The following is a 25668-nucleotide window of genomic DNA, read 5'->3' as shown; positions in this document are numbered from 1 at the left end:
CCTTTGGGGCTTTTTTGCGTAAATAAGATGCCTATTTTAAGTTTTGAACATATTTCGGTTTTCTATTGCTTCTCGCCATCCACCTAACCATTCTGATTTAGGATCAATTTGTTGATAAGGGCATTGTTCTTTGGAACGGCCTGCCAAGCCTGCTTTATAACCTTGAGAATGAGCTCTTTCTAAACGATCTCTTTTCTGTCTCTTCATAGGTAATATCCTCACCTTTTATATTTATAGATATGTAGCGAAATTGACATCTACATTTAATGAATAGTTAATAAAACTGTTAAATTCAAATGACAAAAGCAATTAAATAAATTGACAATGAGTAACGTGCTGATGATCAACTGAATTAACATTTAAAACCTTTAAGTGGTCATACCTCTATATTTCAAACCACCTATAAATACAGTAAAAACGAGCTATAAATTGCATAGCCATTATTTGTGACACAGGCTATTTCAGTAAAGTTCCCCATTAATTTGTAATTATGACATTTTTATTATGATTACAATTTAAACAACAAATTGCTTGCATGTTAAAAACCGATCGGTCTAATATTGAGCTATGGAAACAAAAATAATACAGCCAAGCCGTCGTGGCAGGCCCCCAAAAATTGAGCGCACAAATGCAGATACCCGCGCACTGCTAATTAATACAGGGTTAGCTGTATTAACTGAAAAAGGCTTTAGCGCCACAGGTATCGATTTAATTTTAAAGTCGGCGCAAGTGCCTAAAGGCTCTTTTTATCATTACTTTAAAAGTAAAAATGATTTTGGTTTAGCCTTAATCGATGCTTACGACAGTTACTTTCAAGCAAAGCTTAAACGCCATCTCACTAATAGCGCCATTAGTCCACTTGAACGCGTTGTTTTATTTGCTAACGATGCCAAACAAGGCATGGCAAAATATGCGTTTAAACGAGGGTGCCTTATTGGCAATCTTAACCAAGAGCTCAGCCACCTTGATGACGCAATGATAGCCCGCATTAAACAAGCGTATACGCATTGGCAGCAATTAGTTGAGCAGTGTTTAATTGAAGCGAAAGAACAAAAACAAATCGCAAAATCAACAGACTGCAAAATGCTTGCTGAATTTTTTTGGATTGGCTGGGAAGGTGCCGTTATGCGCTCAAAGCTTGATAAATCAAGCGAACCTCTTACCCTTTATACAGCACAATTTTTACGTTTAATCTTATAAAGCCGTTATAAATCAATTAACGGTTTTAATTTAACCATTAAAAGACGATCGGTCTAAAAGGAGTCAACCATGACAACATCAGCCAAATCGATAGTTATAAATAAAGATGATCAAGGCTATCACGCCAAGTACACAGATTTTCCTGTTGAGAGCATCCACCAGCATAATGTTAATATTGATGTTGACTACAGCACCCTAAATTATAAAGATGCTCTGGCGATAACGGGTGCAGGACCAGTGGTAAGACAATTTCCTATGATCCCAGGTATTGACCTTGCAGGCACGGTTAGCGAGTCCGATTCTGACGAATTTAAACCGGGCGACACCGTATTATTAAATGGCTTTGGTGTTGGCGAAAAGTATTTAGGCGGTCTTAGCGAAAAAGCCTCAATGAAGAGCGATTGGCTCATTCCCCTCCCCGCTAATTTAACCCCTAAACAAGCAATGCAAATTGGCACCGCAGGCTACACCGCAATGCTGAGTATTATTGCGCTTGAAAAGCACGGTATTAGCCCACAAAGCGGCGAAGTATTAGTGACAGGAGCAAATGGTGGAGTGGGAAGTTTTGCCATCTACTTACTCAATAAGCTCGGTTTTGACGTTGTAGCAACAACGGGTCGTATGAACGAGGCCCAACACTTACAAAAACTTGGAGCAAAACGTGTTTTATCACGCGATGAGTTCTCCACTGCTGGTAAACCACTTGCCAAAGAACAATTTGCGGCAGCCATTGATTCGGTAGGTAGTCATACACTGGCAAATGTCTGTGCATCAATTAACTATGGGGGTGTTGTTACAGCTTGTGGTTTAGCACAAGGCATGGATTTCCCAGCAACCGTTGCGCCATTCATTCTTCGTGGTATCAGCTTAATAGGTATAGACAGTGTCATGCGCCCTAAAGCTGACCGTATCGAAGCATGGCAACGTCTGAGCGAGTTAGTTGAGCCTGAGTATCTAGATACAATTTCGCGAGAAATTCCATTATCAGACGCCATTAGCCATGCTGATGCGTTATTAAAAGGCGAAATACGTGGCCGTGTTGTGGTTAACTGTAAAGAATAACCACTCAAAATACAGTTTCTTGCTTCGTTAGGTATAAAACTAGGGTAAAGGCAATTATACTTACCCTAGTTTTGAGAAATACCGGACAGTCGAATGAGTAATAAAGAAATTTTCAGCAATAACCCACTACAGGGTGTGGGCATTGAGCAGGTTGTCACTGAACTTGTTGACCAGTATGGCTGGGAATTACTCCATGCCTACCTGCGTTTAAACTGCTTTAAAAATAACCCTGATGTAAAATCTGCCGTTAAGTTTTTGCGAAAAACTCAATGGGCGCAAGAAAAGGTCGATAACTTTTATCTGTACCGCCTAAAAAACTTACCGCGCCCTGATGACGTTAACTACGAGCTACCACCACGCGATCGCGTGATCCCAGCAGATCAAAAACCTGGTGAGCCGTGTGAGCTTAGTTTTACTGATGCAAAACGCATTCATGAGAAAAAAGAAGCGAAACAAAAAGCCCGTGCGCGTAAACAGCGTTCAAGCGCGAGCAACCCTTGGGGTAATTAATCTAGCTTCATGTTTTAAGTTTAAATGAGCCGTTTTAAGAGCGGCTTATTTAGGTTGTTTCTCTGCTTTTTTACGACTAATCAAAAGTAGTTGTTAAAAAGTACCAGTTAAAAAGTATCTGTTAAAAAAGTACTAATCAAAGTTCCAATCAATTTAAGTCAATTTGTTAGACGTTTTCGTAAAACCTACATCGTTATTTCTTCCTTGGTTTATAAATATCTGCTCAGTCTTTAATAGCATCGGCCCGTGTATTAAGTGACATAAACAGATACACCTATTTTAAAGAAAATAGTTCACTTTATTAGATAGCCTTTACGTATCATGGTTTAAATTTCAATGAAGGTTGATTATGATTACTACACTACATTTATGTTTTTTCACCTCTCACTTTTCAAAGGTCATGTATGTCTGACTACAATGAATCGCCAGAACAAATCGCAAATGCGACACAAGATTATGTAATGCAACAAACAATGCTGCGTATAAAAGATCCTAAGCCTTCATTAGAGTTTTACCAAAACGTTTTAGGAATGAAACTATTAGGCAAGTACGATTTTCCGGCAATGGAATTTACACTGTACTTTTTAGGCTATGAGCAAGCTATACCAAAAGGGACTGATAAAGAAAAAGCACAGTGGGTATTTCGCCGCCCAGCGCTTATAGAGCTTACACATAATTGGGGCACTGAAAACGACGACAGCTTTGAGGGTTACCATAATGGTAATAACGAACCCAAAGGGTTTGGTCATATAGGTATTAGCGTGCCTGACGTATACGCAGCCTGTGAACGCTTTGCTAAATATGATGTTGAGTTTGTGAAAAAGCCTGATGATGGCTCAATGAAAGGCTTAGCCTTTATTAAAGACCCAGATGGATATTGGATAGAAATACTCTCGGCTGAGGGGATCACTGAGATCATAGAAGCTCAGAAGCCATAAAACTTTAACATTCAAAAACCTGCAATATGCAGGTTTTTGTTTAATGTAGCGTTAAGCATAAAAATAGCTAACAATCCGTAATCTAATAAGACGCAAACCCATAACCAGCATCATCACTGGATACTGTCACTGAAAGCGTTTCATCAGCGCTTTCAAAAACCAAAAAATTAATAGGCTTACAACAAGCTTGGCAATCTTCTATGTATTGCTGATCAACATCAGCGGGGTCTAATAATACATCAATGTATTCACCACAATACGGACACGTAATCGTTTTTTCAGTTAATTGATTCATCAGTACGACTCCCTATTATTGAGCTCTATACTAAATAGATTGTTATTATCTCTATGCTTTTCAACATAACCACCTTATTAAGTATCAAAAATACCTATTAAGTAAGCTTAGTTGCTATAAACTACTCACTTTTAGGCTTGCGCAGTTTAGATAAAATAAGATTATCAATATCATTACTAACGCTTCCTATGCTGCTATTGGTAAGTATAACGTAGCCTCTATTTTGGTCTGTAATCGACCGTGTTAACGCTATCCACCCTTGGTTAAATCCAGCGAACCCTAAACTTTTATTTTCTGAATCGACAACATAACTCATACTCCAGCGACCCCCTGTATTTGCTACAGGTGTAATCATTTCTTTAATTAGAGCTTGTGATATAAAACGAGAGCCATTGTATTTATTTTCCTTATTTTTAAGCACGGCTAAATTAAATCGTGCTAAATCAATAGCAGTTGTTTGTAAACCCGCAGCGGCTTGCTCAGCAAAGTAGATCATGGATGTTTTCTTTGCATTTTCATCATACGGTGTTGCTGATTTACTCATAACAGCAGGTGTTACATTAAATGTTGAGTTATTCATTCCAAACGGCTTAAGTACATTTTTCTGCATATAGTCTTCAAAACTTAAACCCGATACATCTTCTATGAGTAACTGAACAATAGAGTACCCACCACCTGAGTATGACCATTTTGTATTTGGTGTATGTATTATTTTTACATCGCCTGCACCATTATTCTTGCCATTTAATGAATCTACAATCGAAGGAACATCTGTCGGTGAGCCCCAGCCAAAATAAGGACCGAGAGACAAGCCCGATGTATGCGACAGAACATTTCTTAACGTTACATTTTCAGTTCCAAACTCAGACTTAGGTATCTTCCAGCGTTTTAAATAATTATTTATTGGTTTATCAAGTTCAACTTTACCTTGATCCACCAACTGCATAACCCCCCACGAAGTCACTACTTTTGATATTGAGCCTACATTAAACATGGTATTTTCTGTAATGGCTTTTTGACTTTCAATATCTGCAAAGCCATAAGAAAGAAATCCGGTAACCTCTTCGCCTTGAACAAAGGCAACGGCAACACCAGGGGCTTTATGCTTATCTAAAATCTTTGGTACAGCCTGATCAAGCTCGGCTTTTAGTTCTGAGAAATAAGTCGCGTCAGCTGCTTGAGCATTACTAATAACGAAAAAAACAATAAAAAATAATAATTTATTCATAACATCCCTTTTGAAACACTAAATAACGCAAATACACGCTTCTAAAGTAAGAATCTCTTATAATAAAAACAACCTAATATTAATTATTTAAGTAAGTTCCTATAAATATTTACAGCAATATCTAATAACCTTGGTTTTTTGTTAATCTCACGCCATCAACAACCATTACCCATTCGTCACCAACCAAATGTGGTGCTTCTGTCACATCGAAATTAGAGGTTAAAAAAGCCACACCTACTACAAAGTCGTCTCCTATAAACTCTTTTAACGGCGCGTTTATAGATGTTGACCCACCATCTTGGACCCTCTCATATACCACCGTACCGTCTTGATGGATAAGCAAGTACATTTCTTTGCTTTCCCACTCACCTACGTAAGATAACTTATCCGCTGGCAAAGGCTTGCTACAAGAAGTCAAAGTAAGCACAGCTAAAACCAGTAAAATAAACTTTTTCATTTCTACCATTAAGATCCCACCGAAAACCTGTCTTAAAAGAGCTTAATTTTGCTTTTATCGTTGTATTAATTAAGATCTATTTCAGGGTGATCTTTTATACCGTACATTTCTTCCATTAACTTTTTATAAAAATCGAGTGGTGGCATTTTCATTTTTGCTCGACGTTTATCAACATTAGCCTTGTTTTCAATAGGACTAAATACAATTTGACCCTCGATTAAGTCAGCCTGAGTGCCATAGAGTTGCTTGTTGCCCTGAGCAATAATGACCCTATCAGTTAGTAAGGCAAGTTGCTGTCCCGTTATACCTTCATTATTTAAATATGACGTCTCTAAATACGGGAGCATTTTTGCTTTAAATTCAATATCTGATGAATGCTGAATTATTAAAAAAGCAGCACTCACTCCTTCAATACCGACCAATTCTTTTGTTAGCCATGAATGTTCTTTGATAATAGCTTTTAGCTTAGTTGTATTAGCTTCATCTATTATCTTTAGCTGGTTTATGAGTTCTTTGGGGGGATTTTGCCAGCCCAACTTTTCCTATTTTATTGCGGATACTTTGATCTTGAATTTCCATTTGCATTAATTCCTTTTTTAGTTGTGTATTGCTTTCAGCTAAAGTAAAAAATGGAATAAATAAGATAAGTATTAAATAACGCATAATTTTTCTCTTCCTTGTAAAATGAGTTTTATCGCTGTGGCATGAACGACAACCGATTTAACTATAAACAGCGTTTTAATAAGGGTTCAGAGCGACCGCTATTGTAAACGCTATTTCTAGGTAAAGTTCTTCCATGTTTCTCCAATCTGTATAACTGCCAGTTAAAATTCACACTAGCAAGGCGTGTTATGTTGTTTTTAGATGCAATTTTTTTGATTGATTTAAAATAACGACCGCAAACACGATTTCTAATGCAGCCCCTGTAAACGCACCAATTACAAAATGACTTGCGAAAAATATGCACAGCGCGCCAGATATCATAAGCAGAGCCCCTAAAATCCAATACACTTTTGTGCCATATAAAGTATTAAAAATTAAATAACGTACACCAATTATCATTAGCATAATTGGATAAAACCATTCAGGCTTTAACGTTGCTACAGCAAAGGCAATAAACAACCCAACAAATAAAATTATCGTACTTTCTAAAGCAAGTTTTCCGAGCGGATTATTAGCATTATGTTTTCCTGAACGCTTCAGTGCTTTTGATAAAAATATAGCGATAGGATGTATAAACATGCCACCAAAAAAAAGCGCGAGCATGCTTGATTGATATGAGTATTGAAGTGCAACTATCCCCGCTAAACACCAGATAACCCCAGATGCTAAAACGCCGGTTCCGCCAGCACAGTAAGAAGTATTCATATCTTTTTGTGCATCTTCAAATGTCATAATTACTCCTTACATGCCCTTTAATACCCAACCACTTTACTGCTTCATAACGCATTTGATGGCTTGTTTTTTATACACCCATCTTTCTACACATAAACATCTTTGTAAACACATAATTAAAAAGCATATTTAGACTTCAAAAATCCATTTCAAAACAGTGTACTTAATATTATTGGGCACAAGCACTCATAACTGTATATAAACACAGTATCATGTAAATTACCGTGCCTGCACCTGAAACCCATCAATTAAAACTAAGTCTTAAGCCAATTTTGCTCCCTTTAAATCAGTGCATTGCACGTAAGAAAATTGTACCAATTCGCTAAATTAAGTACTCTTGAGACAATAAAACAGCGTTGATACCAAAATGATGATCTATTACTGCGGATTGATATTGGTATTAGAAATGGCTAAGTGAGCGGTAAAACAACTTACGCGACGTCTTTATAAAGTGGCAGGTAAAAAAGTGAGTTCTGTATTTTGGCTTTGTTTGGCTATGTTAAGCCCAGCGCATTACAGAGCGACTCTTTTTGGATCTCGTGGGTAGAATTCATCGGGTTGTTTGGCACATAAGTCAAATTCACGGGTGTTTTTATACGGGAGTTTCATAAAACCAGCAACGCCTACATCGGTAATGCTAACAGCATATTGCATCAACTTACTTAGTAAGCGCTTAAATTCAGGTTCTTTACTGGCGTCAAGTAAGCGGTAGTAATGGTGAATTTTCATTCTATCTGGCAAAGCTTCAAAAATGATACAGCCTGTATGATGTATTTGGTTTAGCTCAAATACGCATTTAATCACTTTTTTAGGCAGTTGTAGTTGCTCATCAGGGTCTTTGCCGTCTTCAAAGTACGAGTGTGGTCGCGTTACATCAGAGGCCTGTACATCCATCACTTCGTAATCAAGCTCTGGTAAATGTTCAAACTTAAAGGCCCCTGTGCCGTCACGTTCTAATTGAATAGTTTTACGCGCATCGAATAAGCAACACTTAAACAGACCTTTTTGTTCAATACCTTGAGCAAGCATCACGGTATTATTTATAGCGTCTGTAAAGGCAGTGCCTAAGCTTTCATCATGCAAAATTAAGGATGACTCAACAAACACGGAGTTTTCTTTCCAGTGAAAACTTAAGCCCCCTACTACCGGGTATTTAGCTAATCGACTGATTGCCGCCAAAAATGCTTTTTCGGTATCACCGGTATCAAATAAGAACTCTTTATAGTATCTATCAAGCTGTGCATCATTTACATCGAGCAGTTGTTGATTATGATCAGCTTGGCGCAAAAACTGTTTACGCGAGCTGTATACTACGGTATCAGGGTGCTCGTCTATGTCGCTAAACCAGTAAGGAATATAGGGGCGTATCACCTCACGCGGTAGCTCTGGTAAATATGCTTTAGCCATGGTTGGCATATTACGCATAAAGTAATCGCCCGCACCATCTCGCGTTGCTTTATCTTTTGAAAGCATGCCATCAATTACCCGTGCAAGCTCAATGGGTAAGTTAAGACTGGTGGCAGGAATAACTTTAGCGCCAAAGCGGCATGATTGCGCAGATGCTAATGCATACAAGGTTGATGCAACGCCTTGCTCGTCAAACCGTGGCGATGATTGACCGCCCGACATCTGCTCATCACCAATAAAATACACATCGCCCATACGTGCGTTGGTGGTGCTTATATCTGCCGACATTAAATCCATAAAATTGCTGGCAACCGGATTCCCTTCACTGTCGATTTGGGCATACACAGAACTGCCCCAATCAACCAAAGATAATTTATTACTTTGTTCGTCATACACGATATTAGAAGGCTTAATATCACCATGCACAATGGGTTGTGGGCTAATGCCATTTTTGTGCTCACGCAAATCAACCAGCACATTCCTGAGCTTAAGCGCGAGCGACATAATTTTTGCTGCACTAAAACGCCCTTGCTTGATTGATATTTTTTCTAAATCTTCGCCAAGGGCGCGCTCCATCATTAAGATGCCTTGCTTTTTTATTCTTTCAAAGGCGTAAAACTTCGGCACCAAGGGGTTATTTACTTGAGAAAGCATGTAAGCTTCGTCTTCTAGGCGGTCACGAACGCTTTGTGCCAGTGTTATCCGCGAAAACTTAAATACCCATGGCACGCCTTCATCATCAATCCCCGCAAAAACAAAACCAAATGCCCCTGAACCAATTAGTTCAACCTGCGTGTAACCAAGCAAGGTTAATTGCTTAATACATATGTTGAGCCATCGACGGTGCTTTTTTGCATCATGATGAGACAGTAAGTATACAGACTGTTCTTCGTTGATATAAAAATTGCGGATTTGTTTGGGATTCACTGCATCTCTCAAAATAAAAACGGCATTGTTAGCCGTTTAATTATTGAATGTTGGTAAGTTAATTACAAGGATTTTGCTTTTCAATGGTCCAACCATGTTGTTTAAAAAACAGTTCTGAAACTGTTAAAATGATGCCCGCAAGAATAATTAACTCCATCACACTTATTACGTCGCTCATAAACATCCAACCCAGAGCAAAAAATGCCATAAGTTGAATCGCTTTAAAATACCATGCAACTTTTCGTATTGTACCGTACTTAAGCTGATAGCTTTGCTCTAAAACGCCATCACACATTAATGAAATGACTGCGGTGGATTTTCTAAAGGGCTTTACGATTACATCTAGCTTGCAGGCTTTACCATCAATATCAAATTCATGACAAGAGGAAGTTTTAAAACTACGGGCTTCTTTTATTAATTCACCATCGACTTTTAAACTCTCTTTACCGGTATAGGCTGACCCCCAATATTCAATAACATGCTTGCCTAGCGTAAATTGTGCAGTTATTCCCTTCATTAGTGAAGCTTTTACGTTCTCTGTTGTCATTGTAATTTCCTTATTAATCAGAAACTCACCCTAATCTAAAAACAAAAAAACGGCAAGCTTAGCTTACCGTTTTGGTATTCAATGGGTAATTGAAATTAAAGTCGAATACCGCCGTCGATTTCAACAACACGGCCTGTAAAGAAATCGTTTTCAACAATGTACTGTGCCGTTTGTGCAATTTCTTCTGCTTCACCAAAGCGACCCACAGGGGTTACAGCCATCATGCGCTGTTTTGCTTCTGGCTTCATAGCATCGGTCATTGCAGTGCGAATAACACCCGGTGCAATTGCACCCACACGAATTCCAAAGCGGCCTAGCTCTTTTGCCCAACCAGTTGTCATCGCAACAACACCTGCTTTAGAAGCAGCATAGTTTGTTTGGCCAATATTACCTGCTCGTGCAACGCTCGACATATTAACGATAACGCCACCTTTACCAGACTCAATCATGTGGCTTGCTGCTTCACGTCCGGCTAAAAACACGCCCGTCAGGTTCACATCAATAACAGACTGAAATTGGGCAAGCGACATCTTATCAACCACTTTGCCTTCTTTCGCTTTGATAAACATACCATCACGTAAAATACCCGCATTGTTGATAAGCACACCAATATGACCAAAGTCATTATTAATCGTGTTGAATGTTGTAACGACTGCATCTTCATCAGTCACATTTGCAACATAGGCTTGTACTTTTGTGCCGTATTTAGCCAAGGCAGATACCGCGGTATCGAGGATGTCTTGTTGCATATCAATCAGCGCAATATTTGCGCCAAGCGATGCAAACTTTTCGGCCATCGCAAAGCCTAAACCTTGCGCACCACCAGTAATAACGATGTTGTTGTTTTTAATTTCCACAACACACTCCTACTTCGAGAATAATTTAAAAATGGCACTAAAATCATCACTGCCTGCACCTTGGTGTTGCAGCATGGTGTATAAATTTTTAGCCATTGACCCCATTGGGGTTGATGAATTACTTTGCTGGGCTGCTTCCATAGCAAGACCTAAATCTTTTGCCATTAAATCAACCATAAAGCCCGGTTTATAATCATTACTAGCCGGTGCGGTTTCCATCACACCTGGGCACGGGTTATAAAGCTCTAAGGTCCAGTTACGGCCTGAGCTGGCGGTCATAATGTCACTCAATACTTTGGGGTCTAAGCCATTATTAATGCCCATTTGCAGAGCTTCACTTGTCCCTGCCATCAAAATACTAAGCAGCATGTTGTTACATATTTTAGCCACTTGGCCTGCACCAATATCACCCGCATGGAAAATATTTTTGCCCATATCAACCAATGCAAGCTTGGCTTTTTCAAAGTGACGCTGCTCACCACCGACAATAAATGTCAGCGTACCCGCGGTTGCACCTGCAACACCACCAGATACCGGCGCATCAACAAAATCAATGCCTTTTTGTGCCAGTTCGCTGCCTACTTGACGAGCTGATTCAGCATCAATGGTTGAGCAATCAATAACCAGTGTTTTACTGTCTAGTAAATTAATTAAGCCCGTTTCACCAAGATAAAGCGACTTAACATGCTTGCTTGCTGGTAGCATACTAATAAAAATATCGGCACCAATAGCACATTCAGCTGCATCGCTTGCGGCCATTGCGCCTTTTGCTTCAAGCTCGCTGACCGCCGCTTTATTTAAATCAAATACGCGTACTGTGTGGCCGGCATTAACTAGGTTAGCCGCCATTGGGCCACCCATATTGCCTAAACCAATAAAACCTATTGTTAATTTAGCCATCTGTATTACCCCTTGGTTAACACATTGAGTGGGTGAGTTTGCTCATCCCAGCGTGATGTAAAAAAGCTTTCTAGTAAATCAGGTTCAATGTCTGATAGTGACTTAAATTGCCAATTAGGTGCGCCATCTTTATCGATTAATAAAGCACGCACACCCTCTTGAAATTCACCTACTTCACCGCATCGTACCGACATACCAAGCTCCATTTTAAAACACTCGGCAAGTGTTTTGCCTTTCGATGCAGCAAGTTGACGCTCTACCAATGCACAACTCAGCGGGCAACCATGTGCCAACGATTTTTGAGCACGTGACAGCCATTTATCTTCTGTGTCGATTGCTTGTATATAGTCAATTTTGTCTTCTAGGGTTTCAAACTCAGCAAGCTTTTGAATAGCTGCTAAGTTAGCTTTCACATTCCCCTTTGGTACTCGACCGGAAAGGTTATCAATAGAGACTAAAATTTGAGTCAGCTTTTCATGGTTTAATGAGGCTGTTTTACCCCATTTTTCAGCAGTGATAGCAGAAAAAATGGCATCAAATTTATCGGCCGTTGCATAATGATCGGCTAAGTTTACAAATAATGCATCTTCGGCATTAATAGAGGCCGCCGTTAAACCTAAAAATAGGCCTACTTGATCTGGCATTTTATGTAAAAAGTAACTGCCGCCAACATCTGGGTATAAACCAATAGTGAGTTCAGGCATCGCGATTCGAGAAGTGTCAGTTACGACTCGATGACTTGCCCCCGCCATTAAGCCAAGGCCCCCGCCCATCACAATGCCGTTACCCCATAACATAATGGGTTTTTCGTAGCAGTGTATTAGGTAATCAAGCTTGTACTCTAGCGCGAAGAAATCTTCAATGTAGCTGGCAGGCTCACCTGTGCTCATCGCTTTGTGTAAACTCACCACATCGCCACCGGCACAAAACGCTTTTTCACCTGCACCTTTTAAAATAACCATCGCTACTGAGTCATCGTCAGCCCACTTTCTAAGCTGTGGCTCAAGTAACTGGATCATGTCGTAATTTAATGCATTTAACGACTTTGGCGCGTTAAGTGTTGCAATTGCAATGAGGCCGCTGGCGGCCTCTGCAGTTTCGAACACCACTGGCGCATCTTGATGATTTAGTAGTGTTAAATTACTCATTAGCCGTTTACCCAGTTTGCTTTACGCTTTTCTAAGAATGCGTTCACACCTTCGCGTTGGTCTTTGCTGTCGAAAAGTTGAACAAACAGTTCACGCTCAAGTGGTAATGCATGAGCCATAGGCTGAGTACGGCCTTTTTGAATGAGTTCTTTACACGCAGTAACAGCAACAGGGCTCTGTTCAGCTACTTGATTAGCCAGCGCCATTGCTGCATTTAAACTTTCGCCTTGTGCAACAACTTCTTCAACAAGTCCAATTTCAAGTGCTTTGTCGGCTTTTAAACGCTCACCACATAAGATCATGCGTTTTGCCCAACCTTCGCCCACTAACCACGCAAGATTTTGCGTCCCGCCAGCACAAGGCAGTAAGCCTACTTTTGCTTCAGGTAGCGCCATTTGTGCTTGTTGCTCTGCAATACGAATATCGCACGCAAGGGCAACTTCAAGACCGCCGCCCATGGCATAGCCATTTATTGCAGCAATTGAAACACCACGGAAGTTTGTTAATGCTTCAAATGCATCACCAAATACTTTTGACATGGTTGCCGCAACGCCTTTATCGCCACTTGCAAACACATTTAAATCGGCACCGGCACTAAAAAACTTCTCGCCTTGACCTGTGATAACCAATGCATACACGTTTTTATTGGCATTTAACTCTGTCACCGTGTCTTTTAAGGCGGTAAGTGTATCGTGTGTCCAGGTATTCGCAGGCGGGTTATTCATTGTTAACACCGCTACGTTGCCTTCAATAACAAGATCGATAGATGGATTAGACATAGTACGCTCCTTATAGAATGTCGTTAGCTGATTCAGCTAAAATACGGCGCGCAATAATCACACGCATAATTTCATTTGTACCTTCAAGTATTTGATGTACTCGCACATCTCTAAAATGACGCTCTAGTGGGTATTCTTTGATATAGCCATAGCCACCGTGAATTTGCAGTGCATCATCACATACTTTAAAGCCAACATCAGTGGCAAAGCGTTTTGCCATTGCACAGTAAGTGGTTTTTTCGCTGTCGCCCGTATCCAGTTTAAACGCCGCTAAACGTACCATTTGACGCGCAGCTACAAGCTCCGTGTTCATGTCAGCAATTTTAAATTGCAACGCTTGGAAAGCGGCTAAAGGCTTGCCAAATTGCTCACGCTCTTTTAAATACTCGCGCGCTGTATTAAGTGCAGCTTGCGCCGTACCTAACGAACACGTTGCAATATTAATACGACCGCCATCTAGGCCCTGCATCGCAAATTTAAAACCTTCGCCTTCTTGACCCAGTAAGTTTGCAGCAGGAATACGCACGTCTTCAAAGCTAATTAAGCGTGTTGGTTGTGCATTCCAGCCCATTTTTTCTTCGGCTTTACCATACTCAACGCCGGCTGCATCTGCAGGAACCACAAATGCCGAAATACCTGCAGCACCTTCACCACCGGTGCGTGCCATAACCACTAATAAGTCAGTTTCACCCGCTCCAGAGATAAACATCTTAGAGCCTGAAATCACATACTCGTCGCCTTCTTTAACGGCTTTTGTTTTAAGTGATGCAGCATCAGAACCTGAACCCGGCTCGGTTAAGCAATACGAGGCAAGTAATTCACCCATGACAAGTTGTTCGCAGTATTTTTCTTTTACTGCATCGGTACCGAAGCTTGCTACCATCCAGGTTGCCATATTATGAATCGTTAGCATGGCGGTGGTTGCTGTACAACCCATCGCAAGCTGTTCAAAAATAATGCTTGAATCAAGGCGAGATAACCCTAAACCACCCGCTTCTTCTGGCGTGTATAAACCACAAAAACCAAGCTGACCCGCTGCCTTAATGGTGTCTTTTGGAAAAATGTGTTCTTGATCCCATTTAGCGGCGTAAGGTGCCAGTTCAGACTCTGCAAACTGACGGGCTGTTTCAGCAAAGGCTTGCTGATCTTCGGTTAAATTAAAGTCCATAGTAGACCTCTTAAATTGTTGTCTTATTCTTTGTATAAATCGGTGTTTTAAGAGCGAGGAGAGCCTCGCTCATTCCTTATAAAGCGCGCTTACCGGCGCTTATTTAAGGTTAATACTCATGTTTGGACCCGAGGCAATATCGTCCTCAAACCAACGAGACGTAATGGTTTTCGTTTCAGTGTAAAAACGAATACCTTGTTTGCCATACGTGTGTTGATCACCATAGAAAGAGCCTTTCCAACCAGTGAATGAGAAAAACGGCAGTGGCACCGGAATTGGCACGTTAATGCCTACTTGGCCTACTTCGATTTCGTGTTGGAATTTACGCGCGGCTGCGCCGCTTGAGGTAAATAATGACGTACCATTACCGTATGGTGAGTTATTAATTAGCGCGATTGCTTCTTCAAGTGTATCAACAAACATACACGCTAATACTGGACCAAAGATTTCTTCTTTGTATAAATCCATCTCGGTTGTCACATCAGTGAATAACGTTGGACCAACCCAGTTACCTTGCTCATACCCTTCAACAGTAAAGTCTGAGCCATCAATTAAACAGGTTGCACCTTGTGCTTTACCGCCAGCAATAAGCGATAAAATACGGTCTTTTGCCGCTTTTGATGTTTGCGGACCATATGCTGCATTCGCATCATCCCACACACCTGGGCGCACGTTTTCGAAACCCGCTTTAATTTCATCAACCCAGTCTTTCGCTTGACCAACAAAAACAGCAACCGAAATACCCATACAACGCTGACCCGCAGCACCAACCGAAGCACCTACTAGGTTGTTTACAACATGTGATTTACTCGCATCAGGCATGATAACCATGTGGTTTTTGGCGCCAACACAAGCTTGAACACGTTTAAGATTCGCAGTGCCTTTTGAATAAATATACTCACCGACTCCACACGAACCCACAAATGAAATTGCACGTACAGCAGGGTCTTCTAGTAAGCGGTCTACTTGTGGTTTAGTACCATGAACAACTTGTAAAACACCTTTAGGGGCACCCGCTTCAACAAACAGCTCGGCTAAACGCATTGGTGTAAGTGGGTCTTGCTCTGATGGCTTAAGAATAAACGTGTTACCACACACAATAGCCAATGGGAACATCCACAATGGGATCATCGCAGGAAAGTTAAACGGCGTAATACCAGCACACACACCAAGCGGTTGCATATACGAATATGTATCGATTTTACGCGCCACGTTTTCCATGGTTTCGCCCATCATTAACGAAGGCGCATTTGCGGCTTGTTCAACAACTTCGATACCACGCCATACATCACCTTTCGCATCTTCGAATGTTTTGCCCAGTTCATGACAAATAATCGTTGCTAGCTCATCGTGATTTTCTTTTAATAGCGCGGCATATTTCATCATAATGCGCGCACGTTCAGAAATAGGTACTTCTTTCCACGTTTTAAACGTTTCTTTAGCCGAAGCAATTGCGGCATCCATTTCGGCATCTGTTGCACAAGGCACTTGTGCTAAAACTTCTTGGTTTGCAGGATTAATAACATCAATAAGCTGCGTTGAACTTGATTGGGTAAATTCGCCGTTGATAAATAAAGGTACTTGGTGCATGAGGCACTCCTCCCCAGTGGGTATTAAGAGGCCGCAACATGATAGTTTTTAAAATACGTTGCGGCTGTGAGAGACTAAAAAATGCTTAAATAGCTTCGACTGCCATCGCAACCGCTTCACCACCACCAATACACAGTGAGGCAACGCCTTTGCTTAGACCACGATTCTTTAATGCATGAATTAGGGTGACTAAAATACGTGCGCCGCTGGCACCAATTGGGTGACCTAATGCACATGCACCGCCGTTAACATTCACTTTGCTTTCGTCGAGTTTAAGCTCGTTGATTGCAAGCATAGTTACCATGGCAAATGCTTCATTAATTTCCCAAAGGTCAACGTCTTCTACAGACCAACCTGCTTTATCTAGTAAAGACTTCATTGCACCAACAGGTGCTAATGTAAACTCGCTAGGAGCTTGTGAATGTGTGCTGTGAGCAACAATGCGACAAAGCGGTGTTAAACCTTGTGCGTGTGCGTCAGACTCACGCATTAATACAAGAGCAGCAGCACCATCAGAAATTGACGACGAGTTAGCCGCCGTAATAGTGCCATCTTTTTTGAATGCAGGACGTAAGCCTGGGATCTTATCTGGGCGAGCATTACCTGGTTGCTCATCAATAGAAACCGTTACATCGCCTTTACGCGTTGAAATAGTGTGTGCAGCAACTTCGCTCTCAAACGCACCTGATTCAATGGCGGCATTGGCTTTGGTTAACGAGCTTAATGCAAAGTTATCCATTTGTTCGCGGCCAATTGAGTATTGATCAGCGGTGTCTTGTGCGAAACAGCCCATTGCTTTGTTGTCATAGGCATCTTCGAGGCCATCACACATCATGTGATCTTTCACTTCACCGTGACCCATACGCATACCACCACGTGCATTAGGTAGCATGTAAGGCGCATTACTCATGCTTTCCATACCACCAGCAACAGCAACATTAATAGAGCCAGACTTAATTAGATCATGCGCGAACATCGCCGCTTTTAAACCTGAGCCACATACTTTATTGATCGTCGTTGCACCGGTGCCTTGATTTAGGCCCGCTTTTAACATTGCTTGACGCGCTGGTGCTTGACCTAAACCTGCCGGTAATACACAGCCCATAATCACTTCGTCGATTTTATCCGCAGATAATCCCGCGTGCTCTAAACTGCTTTTAATGGCAGTCGCCCCTAAATCAGTTGCGTGTGCGCCACTAAGTGCGCCCATAAACCCACCCATAGGTGTGCGTTTTGCGGCAACAATAACAACGGCTTCAGTAGTCATAATTGGCTCCATGTTAGTGGTTATCATCATGTGTTCAAATCATGTGTAACCAAACAGTTAATTTGTTATAGTTTAATTTCGATTTAATTCAGCATACATAATATTTACGTTTACGCCAACGTAAATCTAAAATCAACTTTTTTGCGGCCGGTAAAACTGTAAACTTATCTGTATTTTGCTGTATTAAAAATCAAACATTTCCTCACAAAGCCATATAAATAAGGCGCTGCAATAAATTTTAAGCGCTAACCTTATAAGTCTAAAGTATAACTTCACAATGACACTTTACCTTTACGTAAACTTCACTTATATTGGTGTTATTCGAATGAGGTAAATAAATCATGAAACAAGACAATCAAACAAACTTTGAAAGTGCAGCAGTCGAGCCTGCCAGCAATGAGCAAACGTTTAGTATCAGCGAACTAGCAAAAGAATTTGATATTACAACGCGCTCTATTCGCTTCTATGAAGACCAAGGCTTGATCTCACCTGAGAGAAACGGTCAAACCCGTATTTACTCGAAACGTGACAAAGTAAGGCTAAAACTGATCCTACGAGGTAAACGCTTAGGCTTTACACTTGCCGAAACCGGCCGTTTGTTTGAACTTTACGACGCAGATAAATCAAGCGCTAAACAGTTAGTGACTATGCTTGACCTTATTGCAGAAAAGAAAGCGGATTTAAGCCAACAAATGGACGACATTAAAGTTGTTCTTATGGAATTAGTCACCGCTGAACGTCGCTGTCGTGAAACCCTCAATAACCTAGACGAATAACCTGACACCCTTTTTATACGCGTCAACAGACTCTCACAGGAACACATATTATGAGCACTATTTCACTTTATAAAGAAATGAACTTCGGACTTGGCGAAACCGCAGACATGATCCGTGATCACGTTAATAGCTTCGCAAGCCAAGAGATTGCCCCTCTTGCTGAACAAACAGATTTAGACAACACGTTCCCAAATCAACTTTGGCCACAACTTGGCGAAATGGGTTTATTAGGAATGACAGTAGCTGAAGAATTTGGCGGTGCGGGTTTAGGCTATTTAGAACATGTTATTGCCATGGAAGAAATTAGCCGTGCAAGTGCCTCAATTGGCCTAAGTTATGGTGCTCACTCAAACTTATGTGTAAACCAAATAAACCGTAATGGAACACAAGCGCAAAAAGAAAAATACCTACCAAAGCTTATCAGCGGTGAACACATTGGTGCGCTTGCTATGAGTGAACCCAATGCAGGTTCTGACGTAGTATCAATGAAATTAAAGGCCGAGAAAAAAGGCAACGTATTTGTTCTTAACGGTAACAAAATGTGGATCACCAATGGTCCCGATGCTGACACGTTCGTTATTTATGCCAAAACAGATTTAAATGCAGGCCCTAAAGGGATCACTGCTTTCATCGTTGAGCGCAACACACCAGGATTTTCTACCGCACAAAAACTAGACAAACTGGGTATGCGCGGTTCGAATACTTGTGAACTGGTATTTGAAAACTGTGAAGTACCAGAAGAAAACATTTTAGGTAACTTAAACGAAGGCGTAAAAGTCTTAATGAGTGGCCTTGATTACGAGCGTGTTGTATTAGCCGCGGGTCCACTTGGTATCATGCAAGCCTGTATGGACATTGTTGTACCGTACATTCATGAACGTAAACAATTCGATAGCCCAATTGGTCAATTCCAATTAATTCAAGGCAAAATTGCCGACATGTACACGCAAATGAATGCTGCGCGTTCATATGTTTACACGGTAGCTCGCGCATGCGATCGCGGTGAAACAACACGTAAAGATGCGGCTGGTGCCATTTTATATGCGGCAGAACTGGCAACTAAGATGGCATTAGATGCAATTCAGATCTTAGGCGGTAACGGTTATATCAACGAGTACGCGACAGGCCGTTTATTACGTGACGCTAAACTTTATGAAATTGGTGCGGGTACTTCTGAAATCCGCCGTATGCTGATTGGTCGCGAATTATTCACTGAAAGCCGATAAGGATTAAAGTTATGACGATTTTAAAATCGAGTGTTAATCCACACGATCCGCAATTTCTGCAAAATCACGATAACATGGCTGCCCTTGTAAACGACTTACGTGAAAAAGTGGCCGATATCCGCTTAGGCGGTGGCCCTGCTTTAATCGAACGCCATGTTGGCCGTGGTAAGTTATTTGTACGCGATCGTATCGAAACATTATTAGATGAAGGTTCGCCGTTCTTAGAGATTTCTCAATTTGCGGCGTTTGGTGTTTACGAGCAGGCGATTCCATGTGCAGGCGTTGTTGCGGGTATTGGTCGTGTTAAAGGCGTTGAATGTATGATTATCGCCAACGATGCCACTGTTAAAGGAGGGACATACTTCCCACTAACAGTGAAAAAGCATCTGCGCGCACAAGACATTGCAGAGCGTTGCCATTTACCGTGTATTTATTTAGTTGATTCGGGCGGTGCAAACCTGCCTGAACAAGACGATGTATTCCCAGATAAACTGCATTTTGGTCGCATTTTCTATAATCAAGCACGTATGTCGGGTAAAGGCATTCCGCAAATTGCGGTGGTAATGGGCTTATGTACTGCTGGCGGCGCGTATGTGCCTGCAATGGCAGATGAAAGCATTATCGTAAAAGAACAAGGCACTATTTTCTTAGCGGGTCCACCGCTTGTAAAAGCCGCAACAGGTGAAGAAGTTAGCGCTGAAGAGCTAGGCGGTGCCGATGTGCACTGTAAAACATCGGGTGTGGCCGATCACTATGCTGAAAACGATGCACATGCACTGTCTATTGCACGTCAATGTATTGAGCGCATTAATTATCAGCGCCCTACTGCACCATTACTTGAAGACGTAAAACCTCCACGTTACGACATTAACGAGATTTACGGCATTGTTGGTACTGATCTTAAAAAGCCATTTGATGTACGTGAAGTCATTGCACGAGTGGTTGATGACTCATCGTTTGATGAGTTTAAACGCTACTTTGGTGAAACCTTGGTAACGGGCTTTGCGAAAATTTTTGGCCACCCTGTTGGTATCGTTGCTAACAATGGCATTTTATTTAGTGAATCAGCTCAAAAAGGTGCGCACTTTATTCAGTTGTGCGCGCAGCGAAATATCCCTTTAGTCTTCTTACAAAATATCACCGGCTTTATGGTGGGTAAAAAGTACGAGGCAGAAGGTATCGCAAAACACGGTGCAAAAATGGTTACCGCGGTATCGTGTGCTGACGTACCCAAATTCACCGTGTTAATTGGTGGCTCTTATGGTGCGGGTAACTACGGTATGTGTGGCCGAGCGTTTGAACCAACAATGATGTGGATGTGGCCTAATGCCCGTATTTCGGTTATGGGTGGCGAGCAAGCAGCTGGCGTACTTGCTCAAGTGAAGCAAGACGGTTTAGCCCGCAAAGGCGAAAGCATGACTGATGCGCAAATTAGCGAATTTAAAAAGCCAATTATCGAGCAATACGAAAAACAAGGTCATCCTTATTATGCCAGTGCACGACTATGGGATGATGGCATTATCGACCCTGCCGATACACGAAATGTGTTAGGTCTTGCTTTAAGTGCTGCTAAAAACGCCCCAGAGCGTGATTCTCAGTTTGGCGTATTTAGAATGTAATGGAGGCCGTATGTCAGTAACACTACAAATAACAAAATCAAATGTGGCTGTCCTCGTTTTAAACCGCCCAGAAAAACACAATGCATTTAATGAAGACGTGATTAGCGAACTCATTCAGTGCATTGAGCACGCCAATAGCTGTGATGTACGTGCTTTGGTATTAAAAACACAAGGTAAGCATTTTTCTGCAGGCGCTGATTTAAATTGGATGAAGTCGATGGCTGGCAATGACTTTGCAGAAAACTTCGCAGATTCAAAGCAACTCGCCAAATTAATGCATGTTCTTGCAACAAGCCCTCATCCAACGCTATGTGCCGTACAAGGGGCTGCATTTGGTGGTGCTTTAGGCCTAATAGCCTGTTGTGATATTGCTATTTGCCAAGACGATGCACAATTTTGTTTAAGCGAAGTGAAGTTAGGTTTAATTCCAGCTGTGATTAGTCCGTATGTGATCAAAGCGATTGGTGAGCGTGCTGCACGCCGTTACTTTTTAACCGCAGAAATCTTTGATGCACACACAGCGAAACAATTAGGTTTAATTCATCAAGTGACCGGTGACTTACAAACAGCATTAGACAAGCACTTGCAAAGCCTTGTTAATAATGGGCCTATTGCAGTGAAAGCAGCCAAACAGCTAATCAATGATGTTGCGGGTAAAGCCATTGATGAAACACTAATCGATTTAACAGCAGAGCGTATTGCGCGTATTCGTGTATCAGACGAAGGACAAGAAGGTCTTAGCGCATTTTTTGAAAAACGCAGCCCAAATTGGCAGAAATAGGATCCATTATGACAACAAAAACGTTGAAAAAAATTCTCGTTGCAAACCGTGGTGAAATTGCCTGCCGAGTTATGCGCACAGCAAAACAAATGGGCCTAACTACGGTTGCTGTATATTCAGATGCAGATAAACACGCGCAACATGTAAAGCTGGCCGATGAGGCTTATCACATTGGTCCTGCACCAAGCAAAGACTCATACCTAGTCGCAGATAAAATTATCGACGTTGCAAAACAAACCTCCGTTGATTGCATTCACCCCGGCTACGGTTTTTTATCTGAAAACAGTGAATTTGCCCTAGCCTGTGAGCAAAACGACATTGCATTTATTGGTCCTCCAGCATCAAGTATTGAAGCAATGGGTTCCAAAACGCGTGCAAAAGAAATTATGCACGAAGCCAATGTCCCTTTAGTGCCGGGCTATTATGGCGATAACCAAGACACTGAGTTTTTAAAAGCCGAAGCAGAAAAAATTGGCTACCCTGTCCTTATCAAAGCAGCCTTTGGCGGTGGCGGTAAAGGAATGCGTGTAGTAGAGCATGCAAAAGATTTTATCAGTGCGCTTGAAGGGGCAAAGCGTGAAGCTAAAGCCGGCTTTGGTAATGATTTAGTGCTTCTAGAGCGTTACGTTACTAAACCCCGTCATGTTGAAGTACAAGTATTTGCAGACAATCATGGCAACTGTGTTTATTTAGGCGATCGTGACTGTTCTTTACAACGTCGCCATCAAAAAGTAATTGAAGAAGCACCGGCACCGGGTTTATCTGATTCGCTACGAAAAGAAATGGGTGAAGCCGCTGTACGCTGTGCACAAGCAATTAACTATCGTGGTGCAGGTACTGTTGAGTTTTTACTGTGTGGCGATGAGTTCTTCTTCATGGAAATGAACACTCGTTTACAAGTAGAGCACCCGGTAACCGAAATGGTCACTGGCGTTGACTTAGTAAGCTGGCAAATTAATGTGGCTGCAGGTGGAAAACTGCCGCTGTCACAAGCGGATATTCAGCTGCAAGGTCATAGCTTTGAAGCACGTATTTATGCAGAAGACCCAAGCAATGACTTTATCCCGTGTTCTGGCCGTATTGATGCCCTGTTCACCCCGACTGAATCAGAGTTTGTACGCATAGACACTGGCATTGCCGCTGGCGATGAAATTAGCCCGTTTTACGACCCAATGATTGCTAAGCTCATTGTTCACGATGACAACCGTGAGGCTGCGCTTGGTCGTTTATCAAAAGCACTGCAACAATTTCATTTAGCTGGGTTTAGTTGTAACGTTAACTTTTTACACAACCTTGCTAACCACCCTACGTTTCAAGCTGGTGCGCCTGATACACACTTTATTGAAGATCAAGGTGCGCAATTAGTCGCTAAAGACGAGCAACAACATACGCTCGCGACAGTAATCGCTGCATTTGCTTACATGAGTACACTAAAAGGCAATAGTGCGAGTCCATGGCAGCAATTAACTGGCTTTATGCTAAACAGCGCTGCGCTAACAAAAATCCCATTTACTGATGTTGCGGTGCAAGCTGAAAAGTGTGCCGATGGTTTTAAAATCAACCTCAACTCAGTTGACTATACAAGTTCAGGCACTGTTGAAAATGGCCTTGCTCGCTTAGTCATTAATGGTGAAAAAGTTGTCGCGCATGTTATCCAAACAGACACGCATATCACTGTAATGTATAACGCTCAGCAAACAGTGATTGAACTCATCGATAAACACTACATTAGTGAACATGAAAGTGATGCACTTCCTCTTGCGGCCCCATTAAACGGCACAGTCGTTAAACACCTTGTTGCTGTGGGTAGCGAAGTTGTTAAAGGCGATGCGGTTGTAATTATCGAAGCAATGAAAATGGAATACACGCTTAATGCTCCACATGATGGTGTATTAACCAGCTACTGTTTTGGTGAAGGTGAATTAGTGAGCCATGGCGATATGCTCGCCATAGTCGAGGAACAGGAGGCGGTATGACACAGTTCCCTGCGTGTGTACGTATTGTTGAAGTGGGTGCCCGTGATGGACTGCAAAATGAAGCAGCCGTCACCAGCCACGATAAAATCGAACTAATTAACGCCCTAGCCAACGCGGGCCTTAACGATATTGAAGCGGGTGCATTTGTATCACCTAAATGGGTGCCGCAAATGGCTGACTCACGTGATGTGATCAACGCATTAAACTTACCTAATGTTAATTTAAGTGCGCTAACCCCTAACTTACGTGGTGCAGAAGCCGCTCATCAAGTGGGCATTCAAGAGTTTGCTATATTTACCGCAGCCAGCGAAGCATTTTGTCAAAAGAACATTAACTGCTCGATTGATGAAAGTATTGACCGCTTTAAAGAGGTCATGGACTTTGCGAAAGAAAATAATATTCGTGTTCGTGGCTATGTAAGTTGTGTAATGGGTTGCCCTTACCAAGGTGACGTTGACTACGCTGATGTATTAAAGGTGTCGCAGCGTTTATTAGACTTAGGTTGTTACGAGATTAGCCTTGGTGACACAATTGGTGTAGGAACAGCAAAAAAAGTGGACGAGTTATTAGATTTATTACTGCAACATATTGATAAGTCAAAACTCGCTGTACATTTTCACGACACCTACGGGCAAGCGCTCACAAATATTTACACCGCGCTAATGCGAGGTATTTCAACCGTTGACAGTGCCGTTGCAGGCCTTGGTGGCTGCCCTTATGCCAAAGGAGCGTCAGGAAATGTTGCCACTGAAGATGTAGTTTACTTACTGCAAGGGCTTGGCATAGAGCATGGAATTGATTTAGAAAGACTGGCGAAAGCTGGTTGGGCTATTTGTAGCGCATTAAATAAACAACCTGTCAGCAAGGTTTCACTTGCTCTAAAGAACACGCAGAATAATTAAGGAGTAGGCTCATGGCCGGTTTTGATAAAGTGGTTTCGAGTTACGAAGCTGCGATGGAAGGTTTAAAAGATGGCGATACCATTATCGCTGGTGGCTTTGGTTTGTGTGGTATTCCTGAAGGACTTATCGGTGAAATAAAGCGTAAACAAACAAAAAACTTAACGGTTGTATCTAACAACTGTGGTGTTGACGACTTTGGTTTAGGTATTTTGCTACACGACAAGCAAATTAAAAAAATCATCGCCTCTTATGTTGGTGAAAATGCCTTATTTGAACAACAGTTACTTAATGGCGAAATTGACGTAGTACTTACGCCACAAGGTACACTTGCTGAGAAAATGCGTGCTGGTGGTGCGGGTATTCCTGCATTTTACACTGCAACTGGTTACGGCACCCCTGTTGCACAAGGCAAAGAAGTTAAAGAATTTGATGGCCGCCCATACATTCTAGAAGAATCAATTACAGGTGAGTTTGCGATTGTTAAAGCATGGAAAGCCGATCGCTATGGCAACCTCGTGTTTCGTCACACAGCTATGAACTTTAATCCAATGGCTGCAACCGCAGGTAAGATTACCGTTGCTGAGGTTGAAGAAATCGTAGAGCCGGGTGAACTGGAGCCGAGCCAAATTCACACCCCAGGCATTTATGTTAATCGTGTGATCAAGGGTAACTTTGAAAAACGCATCGAACGTGTAACGACTCGCGATTAAGGA

The 25668-nt window shown here is 41.7% G+C and carries 27 protein-coding genes; 11 read left to right on the top strand and 16 right to left on the bottom strand.

Annotation, left to right across the window (positions count from 1 at the left end):
- Positions 1-36 precede the first annotated feature (36 nt).
- Positions 37-207: a ribosome modulation factor gene (gene rmf, locus IT970_RS07945; protein WP_036968408.1), complete on the bottom strand. Its 171-nt coding sequence runs from the start codon at positions 205-207 to the stop codon at positions 37-39.
- Positions 208-567: 360 nt separating this feature from the next.
- Here rmf and acuR point away from each other — a divergent pair, with 360 nt between their 5' ends.
- The 4 genes from acuR to gloA all read left to right on the top strand — a co-directional run bounded on the left by acuR (position 568) and on the right by gloA (position 3710).
- The gene (gene acuR, locus IT970_RS07940; RefSeq protein WP_180311557.1) at positions 568-1200 is read left to right on the top strand and encodes an acrylate utilization transcriptional regulator AcuR; all 633 of its coding nucleotides are present in this window, start codon (positions 568-570) and stop codon (positions 1198-1200) included.
- Positions 1201-1269: 69 nt separating this feature from the next.
- Positions 1270-2262, top strand: coding sequence for an acrylyl-CoA reductase (NADPH) (gene acuI, locus IT970_RS07935; RefSeq protein WP_196857745.1), 993 nt, complete (start codon positions 1270-1272; stop codon positions 2260-2262).
- A 93-nt stretch (positions 2263-2355) separates the two neighbouring features.
- Positions 2356-2772, top strand: a complete 417-nt coding sequence (locus IT970_RS07930; RefSeq protein WP_196857744.1) for a VF530 family DNA-binding protein — start codon at positions 2356-2358, stop codon at positions 2770-2772.
- A 404-nt stretch (positions 2773-3176) separates the two neighbouring features.
- Positions 3177-3710, top strand: a complete 534-nt coding sequence (gloA, locus tag IT970_RS07925) for a lactoylglutathione lyase (protein ID WP_036968417.1) — start codon at positions 3177-3179, stop codon at positions 3708-3710.
- Positions 3711-3792: 82 nt separating this feature from the next.
- Here gloA and IT970_RS07920 read toward each other — a convergent pair whose 3' ends face one another.
- The 15 genes from IT970_RS07920 to IT970_RS07855 all read right to left on the bottom strand — a co-directional run bounded on the left by IT970_RS07920 (position 3793) and on the right by IT970_RS07855 (position 17675).
- Entirely contained in the window at positions 3793-4005 is a 213-nt protein-coding gene (locus tag IT970_RS07920; protein ID WP_196857743.1) for a CPXCG motif-containing cysteine-rich protein, read from the bottom strand.
- Between the two features lie 121 nt (positions 4006-4126).
- Positions 4127-5233 carry a serine hydrolase domain-containing protein gene (locus IT970_RS07915; RefSeq protein WP_075593574.1) on the bottom strand — a complete coding sequence of 369 codons (1107 nt, stop codon included), beginning with the start codon at positions 5231-5233 and terminating at the stop codon, positions 4127-4129.
- 121 nt (positions 5234-5354) lie between these two features.
- Entirely contained in the window at positions 5355-5699 is a 345-nt protein-coding gene (locus tag IT970_RS07910; RefSeq protein WP_227006818.1) for a lipoprotein, read from the bottom strand.
- Positions 5700-5755: 56 nt separating this feature from the next.
- Positions 5756-6226, bottom strand: coding sequence for a DUF6624 domain-containing protein (locus IT970_RS07905; protein ID WP_231387326.1), 471 nt, complete (start codon positions 6224-6226; stop codon positions 5756-5758).
- Positions 6171-6353 carry a hypothetical protein gene (locus tag IT970_RS16030; protein ID WP_231387325.1) on the bottom strand — a complete coding sequence of 61 codons (183 nt, stop codon included), beginning with the start codon at positions 6351-6353 and terminating at the stop codon, positions 6171-6173. The genes IT970_RS07905 and IT970_RS16030 overlap by 56 nt, the downstream gene beginning before the upstream one ends.
- A 186-nt stretch (positions 6354-6539) precedes the next feature.
- Positions 6540-7085 (bottom strand): DUF7010 family protein, encoded by a 546-nt coding sequence (locus tag IT970_RS07900; protein WP_196857742.1) that lies wholly within the window; start codon positions 7083-7085, stop codon positions 6540-6542.
- A 513-nt stretch (positions 7086-7598) separates the two neighbouring features.
- Entirely contained in the window at positions 7599-9419 is a 1821-nt protein-coding gene (locus IT970_RS07895) for a protein kinase domain-containing protein (RefSeq protein ID WP_036968435.1), read from the bottom strand.
- A 58-nt stretch (positions 9420-9477) separates the two neighbouring features.
- Positions 9478-9966, bottom strand: a complete 489-nt coding sequence (locus IT970_RS07890; RefSeq protein ID WP_196857741.1) for a hypothetical protein — start codon at positions 9964-9966, stop codon at positions 9478-9480.
- Between the two features lie 95 nt (positions 9967-10061).
- On the bottom strand, positions 10062-10823 hold the full coding sequence (locus tag IT970_RS07885; protein WP_065979917.1) for an SDR family oxidoreductase: 762 nt from the start codon (positions 10821-10823) through the stop codon (positions 10062-10064).
- Positions 10824-10832: 9 nt separating this feature from the next.
- Positions 10833-11723 carry a 3-hydroxyisobutyrate dehydrogenase gene (gene mmsB, locus IT970_RS07880; protein WP_075593580.1) on the bottom strand — a complete coding sequence of 297 codons (891 nt, stop codon included), beginning with the start codon at positions 11721-11723 and terminating at the stop codon, positions 10833-10835.
- A gap of 5 nt (positions 11724-11728) precedes the next feature.
- Positions 11729-12871, bottom strand: coding sequence for an enoyl-CoA hydratase/isomerase family protein (locus IT970_RS07875; protein WP_196857740.1), 1143 nt, complete (start codon positions 12869-12871; stop codon positions 11729-11731).
- Positions 12871-13650, bottom strand: a complete 780-nt coding sequence (locus IT970_RS07870) for an enoyl-CoA hydratase (RefSeq protein WP_065979914.1) — start codon at positions 13648-13650, stop codon at positions 12871-12873. Before IT970_RS07870 ends, IT970_RS07875 begins: the two co-directional genes overlap by 1 nt.
- A 10-nt stretch (positions 13651-13660) precedes the next feature.
- Positions 13661-14818, bottom strand: coding sequence for an acyl-CoA dehydrogenase family protein (locus IT970_RS07865; protein ID WP_036968447.1), 1158 nt, complete (start codon positions 14816-14818; stop codon positions 13661-13663).
- 99 nt (positions 14819-14917) lie between these two features.
- Entirely contained in the window at positions 14918-16408 is a 1491-nt protein-coding gene (locus IT970_RS07860; protein WP_065979912.1) for a CoA-acylating methylmalonate-semialdehyde dehydrogenase, read from the bottom strand.
- An 85-nt stretch (positions 16409-16493) separates the two neighbouring features.
- Complete coding sequence (locus IT970_RS07855) at positions 16494-17675, bottom strand: thiolase family protein (RefSeq protein WP_036968453.1); 1182 nt, start codon at positions 17673-17675, stop codon at positions 16494-16496.
- A 341-nt stretch (positions 17676-18016) separates the two neighbouring features.
- Here IT970_RS07855 and IT970_RS07850 point away from each other — a divergent pair, with 341 nt between their 5' ends.
- From IT970_RS07850 to IT970_RS07820, 7 genes are read left to right on the top strand one after another with little or no spacing between them, the layout of a single operon-like run.
- Positions 18017-18451: a MerR family transcriptional regulator gene (locus IT970_RS07850; RefSeq protein ID WP_036968456.1), complete on the top strand. Its 435-nt coding sequence runs from the start codon at positions 18017-18019 to the stop codon at positions 18449-18451.
- A 50-nt stretch (positions 18452-18501) separates the two neighbouring features.
- Entirely contained in the window at positions 18502-19677 is a 1176-nt protein-coding gene (locus IT970_RS07845) for an isovaleryl-CoA dehydrogenase (RefSeq protein WP_036968459.1), read from the top strand.
- Positions 19678-19688: 11 nt separating this feature from the next.
- Entirely contained in the window at positions 19689-21296 is a 1608-nt protein-coding gene (locus tag IT970_RS07840; RefSeq protein WP_036968463.1) for a carboxyl transferase domain-containing protein, read from the top strand.
- 10 nt (positions 21297-21306) lie between these two features.
- Complete coding sequence (locus IT970_RS07835) at positions 21307-22077, top strand: enoyl-CoA hydratase/isomerase family protein (RefSeq protein WP_036968466.1); 771 nt, start codon at positions 21307-21309, stop codon at positions 22075-22077.
- An 8-nt stretch (positions 22078-22085) separates the two neighbouring features.
- Positions 22086-24053: an acetyl/propionyl/methylcrotonyl-CoA carboxylase subunit alpha gene (locus tag IT970_RS07830; protein WP_180311550.1), complete on the top strand. Its 1968-nt coding sequence runs from the start codon at positions 22086-22088 to the stop codon at positions 24051-24053.
- Positions 24050-24955 carry a hydroxymethylglutaryl-CoA lyase gene (locus IT970_RS07825; protein WP_196857739.1) on the top strand — a complete coding sequence of 302 codons (906 nt, stop codon included), beginning with the start codon at positions 24050-24052 and terminating at the stop codon, positions 24953-24955. The genes IT970_RS07830 and IT970_RS07825 overlap by 4 nt, the downstream gene beginning before the upstream one ends.
- An 11-nt stretch (positions 24956-24966) precedes the next feature.
- Complete coding sequence (locus IT970_RS07820) at positions 24967-25665, top strand: CoA transferase subunit A (protein WP_036968475.1); 699 nt, start codon at positions 24967-24969, stop codon at positions 25663-25665.
- Positions 25666-25668: the final 3 nt, after the last annotated feature.

Origin of the sequence: Pseudoalteromonas sp. A41-2, assembly GCF_015767615.1 — a bacterium.
Taxonomy (GTDB): domain Bacteria; phylum Pseudomonadota; class Gammaproteobacteria; order Enterobacterales; family Alteromonadaceae; genus Pseudoalteromonas; species Pseudoalteromonas lipolytica.
Note: the sequence above shows the minus strand (reverse complement) of the source record. Positions and strands in the feature narration are given on the sequence as shown.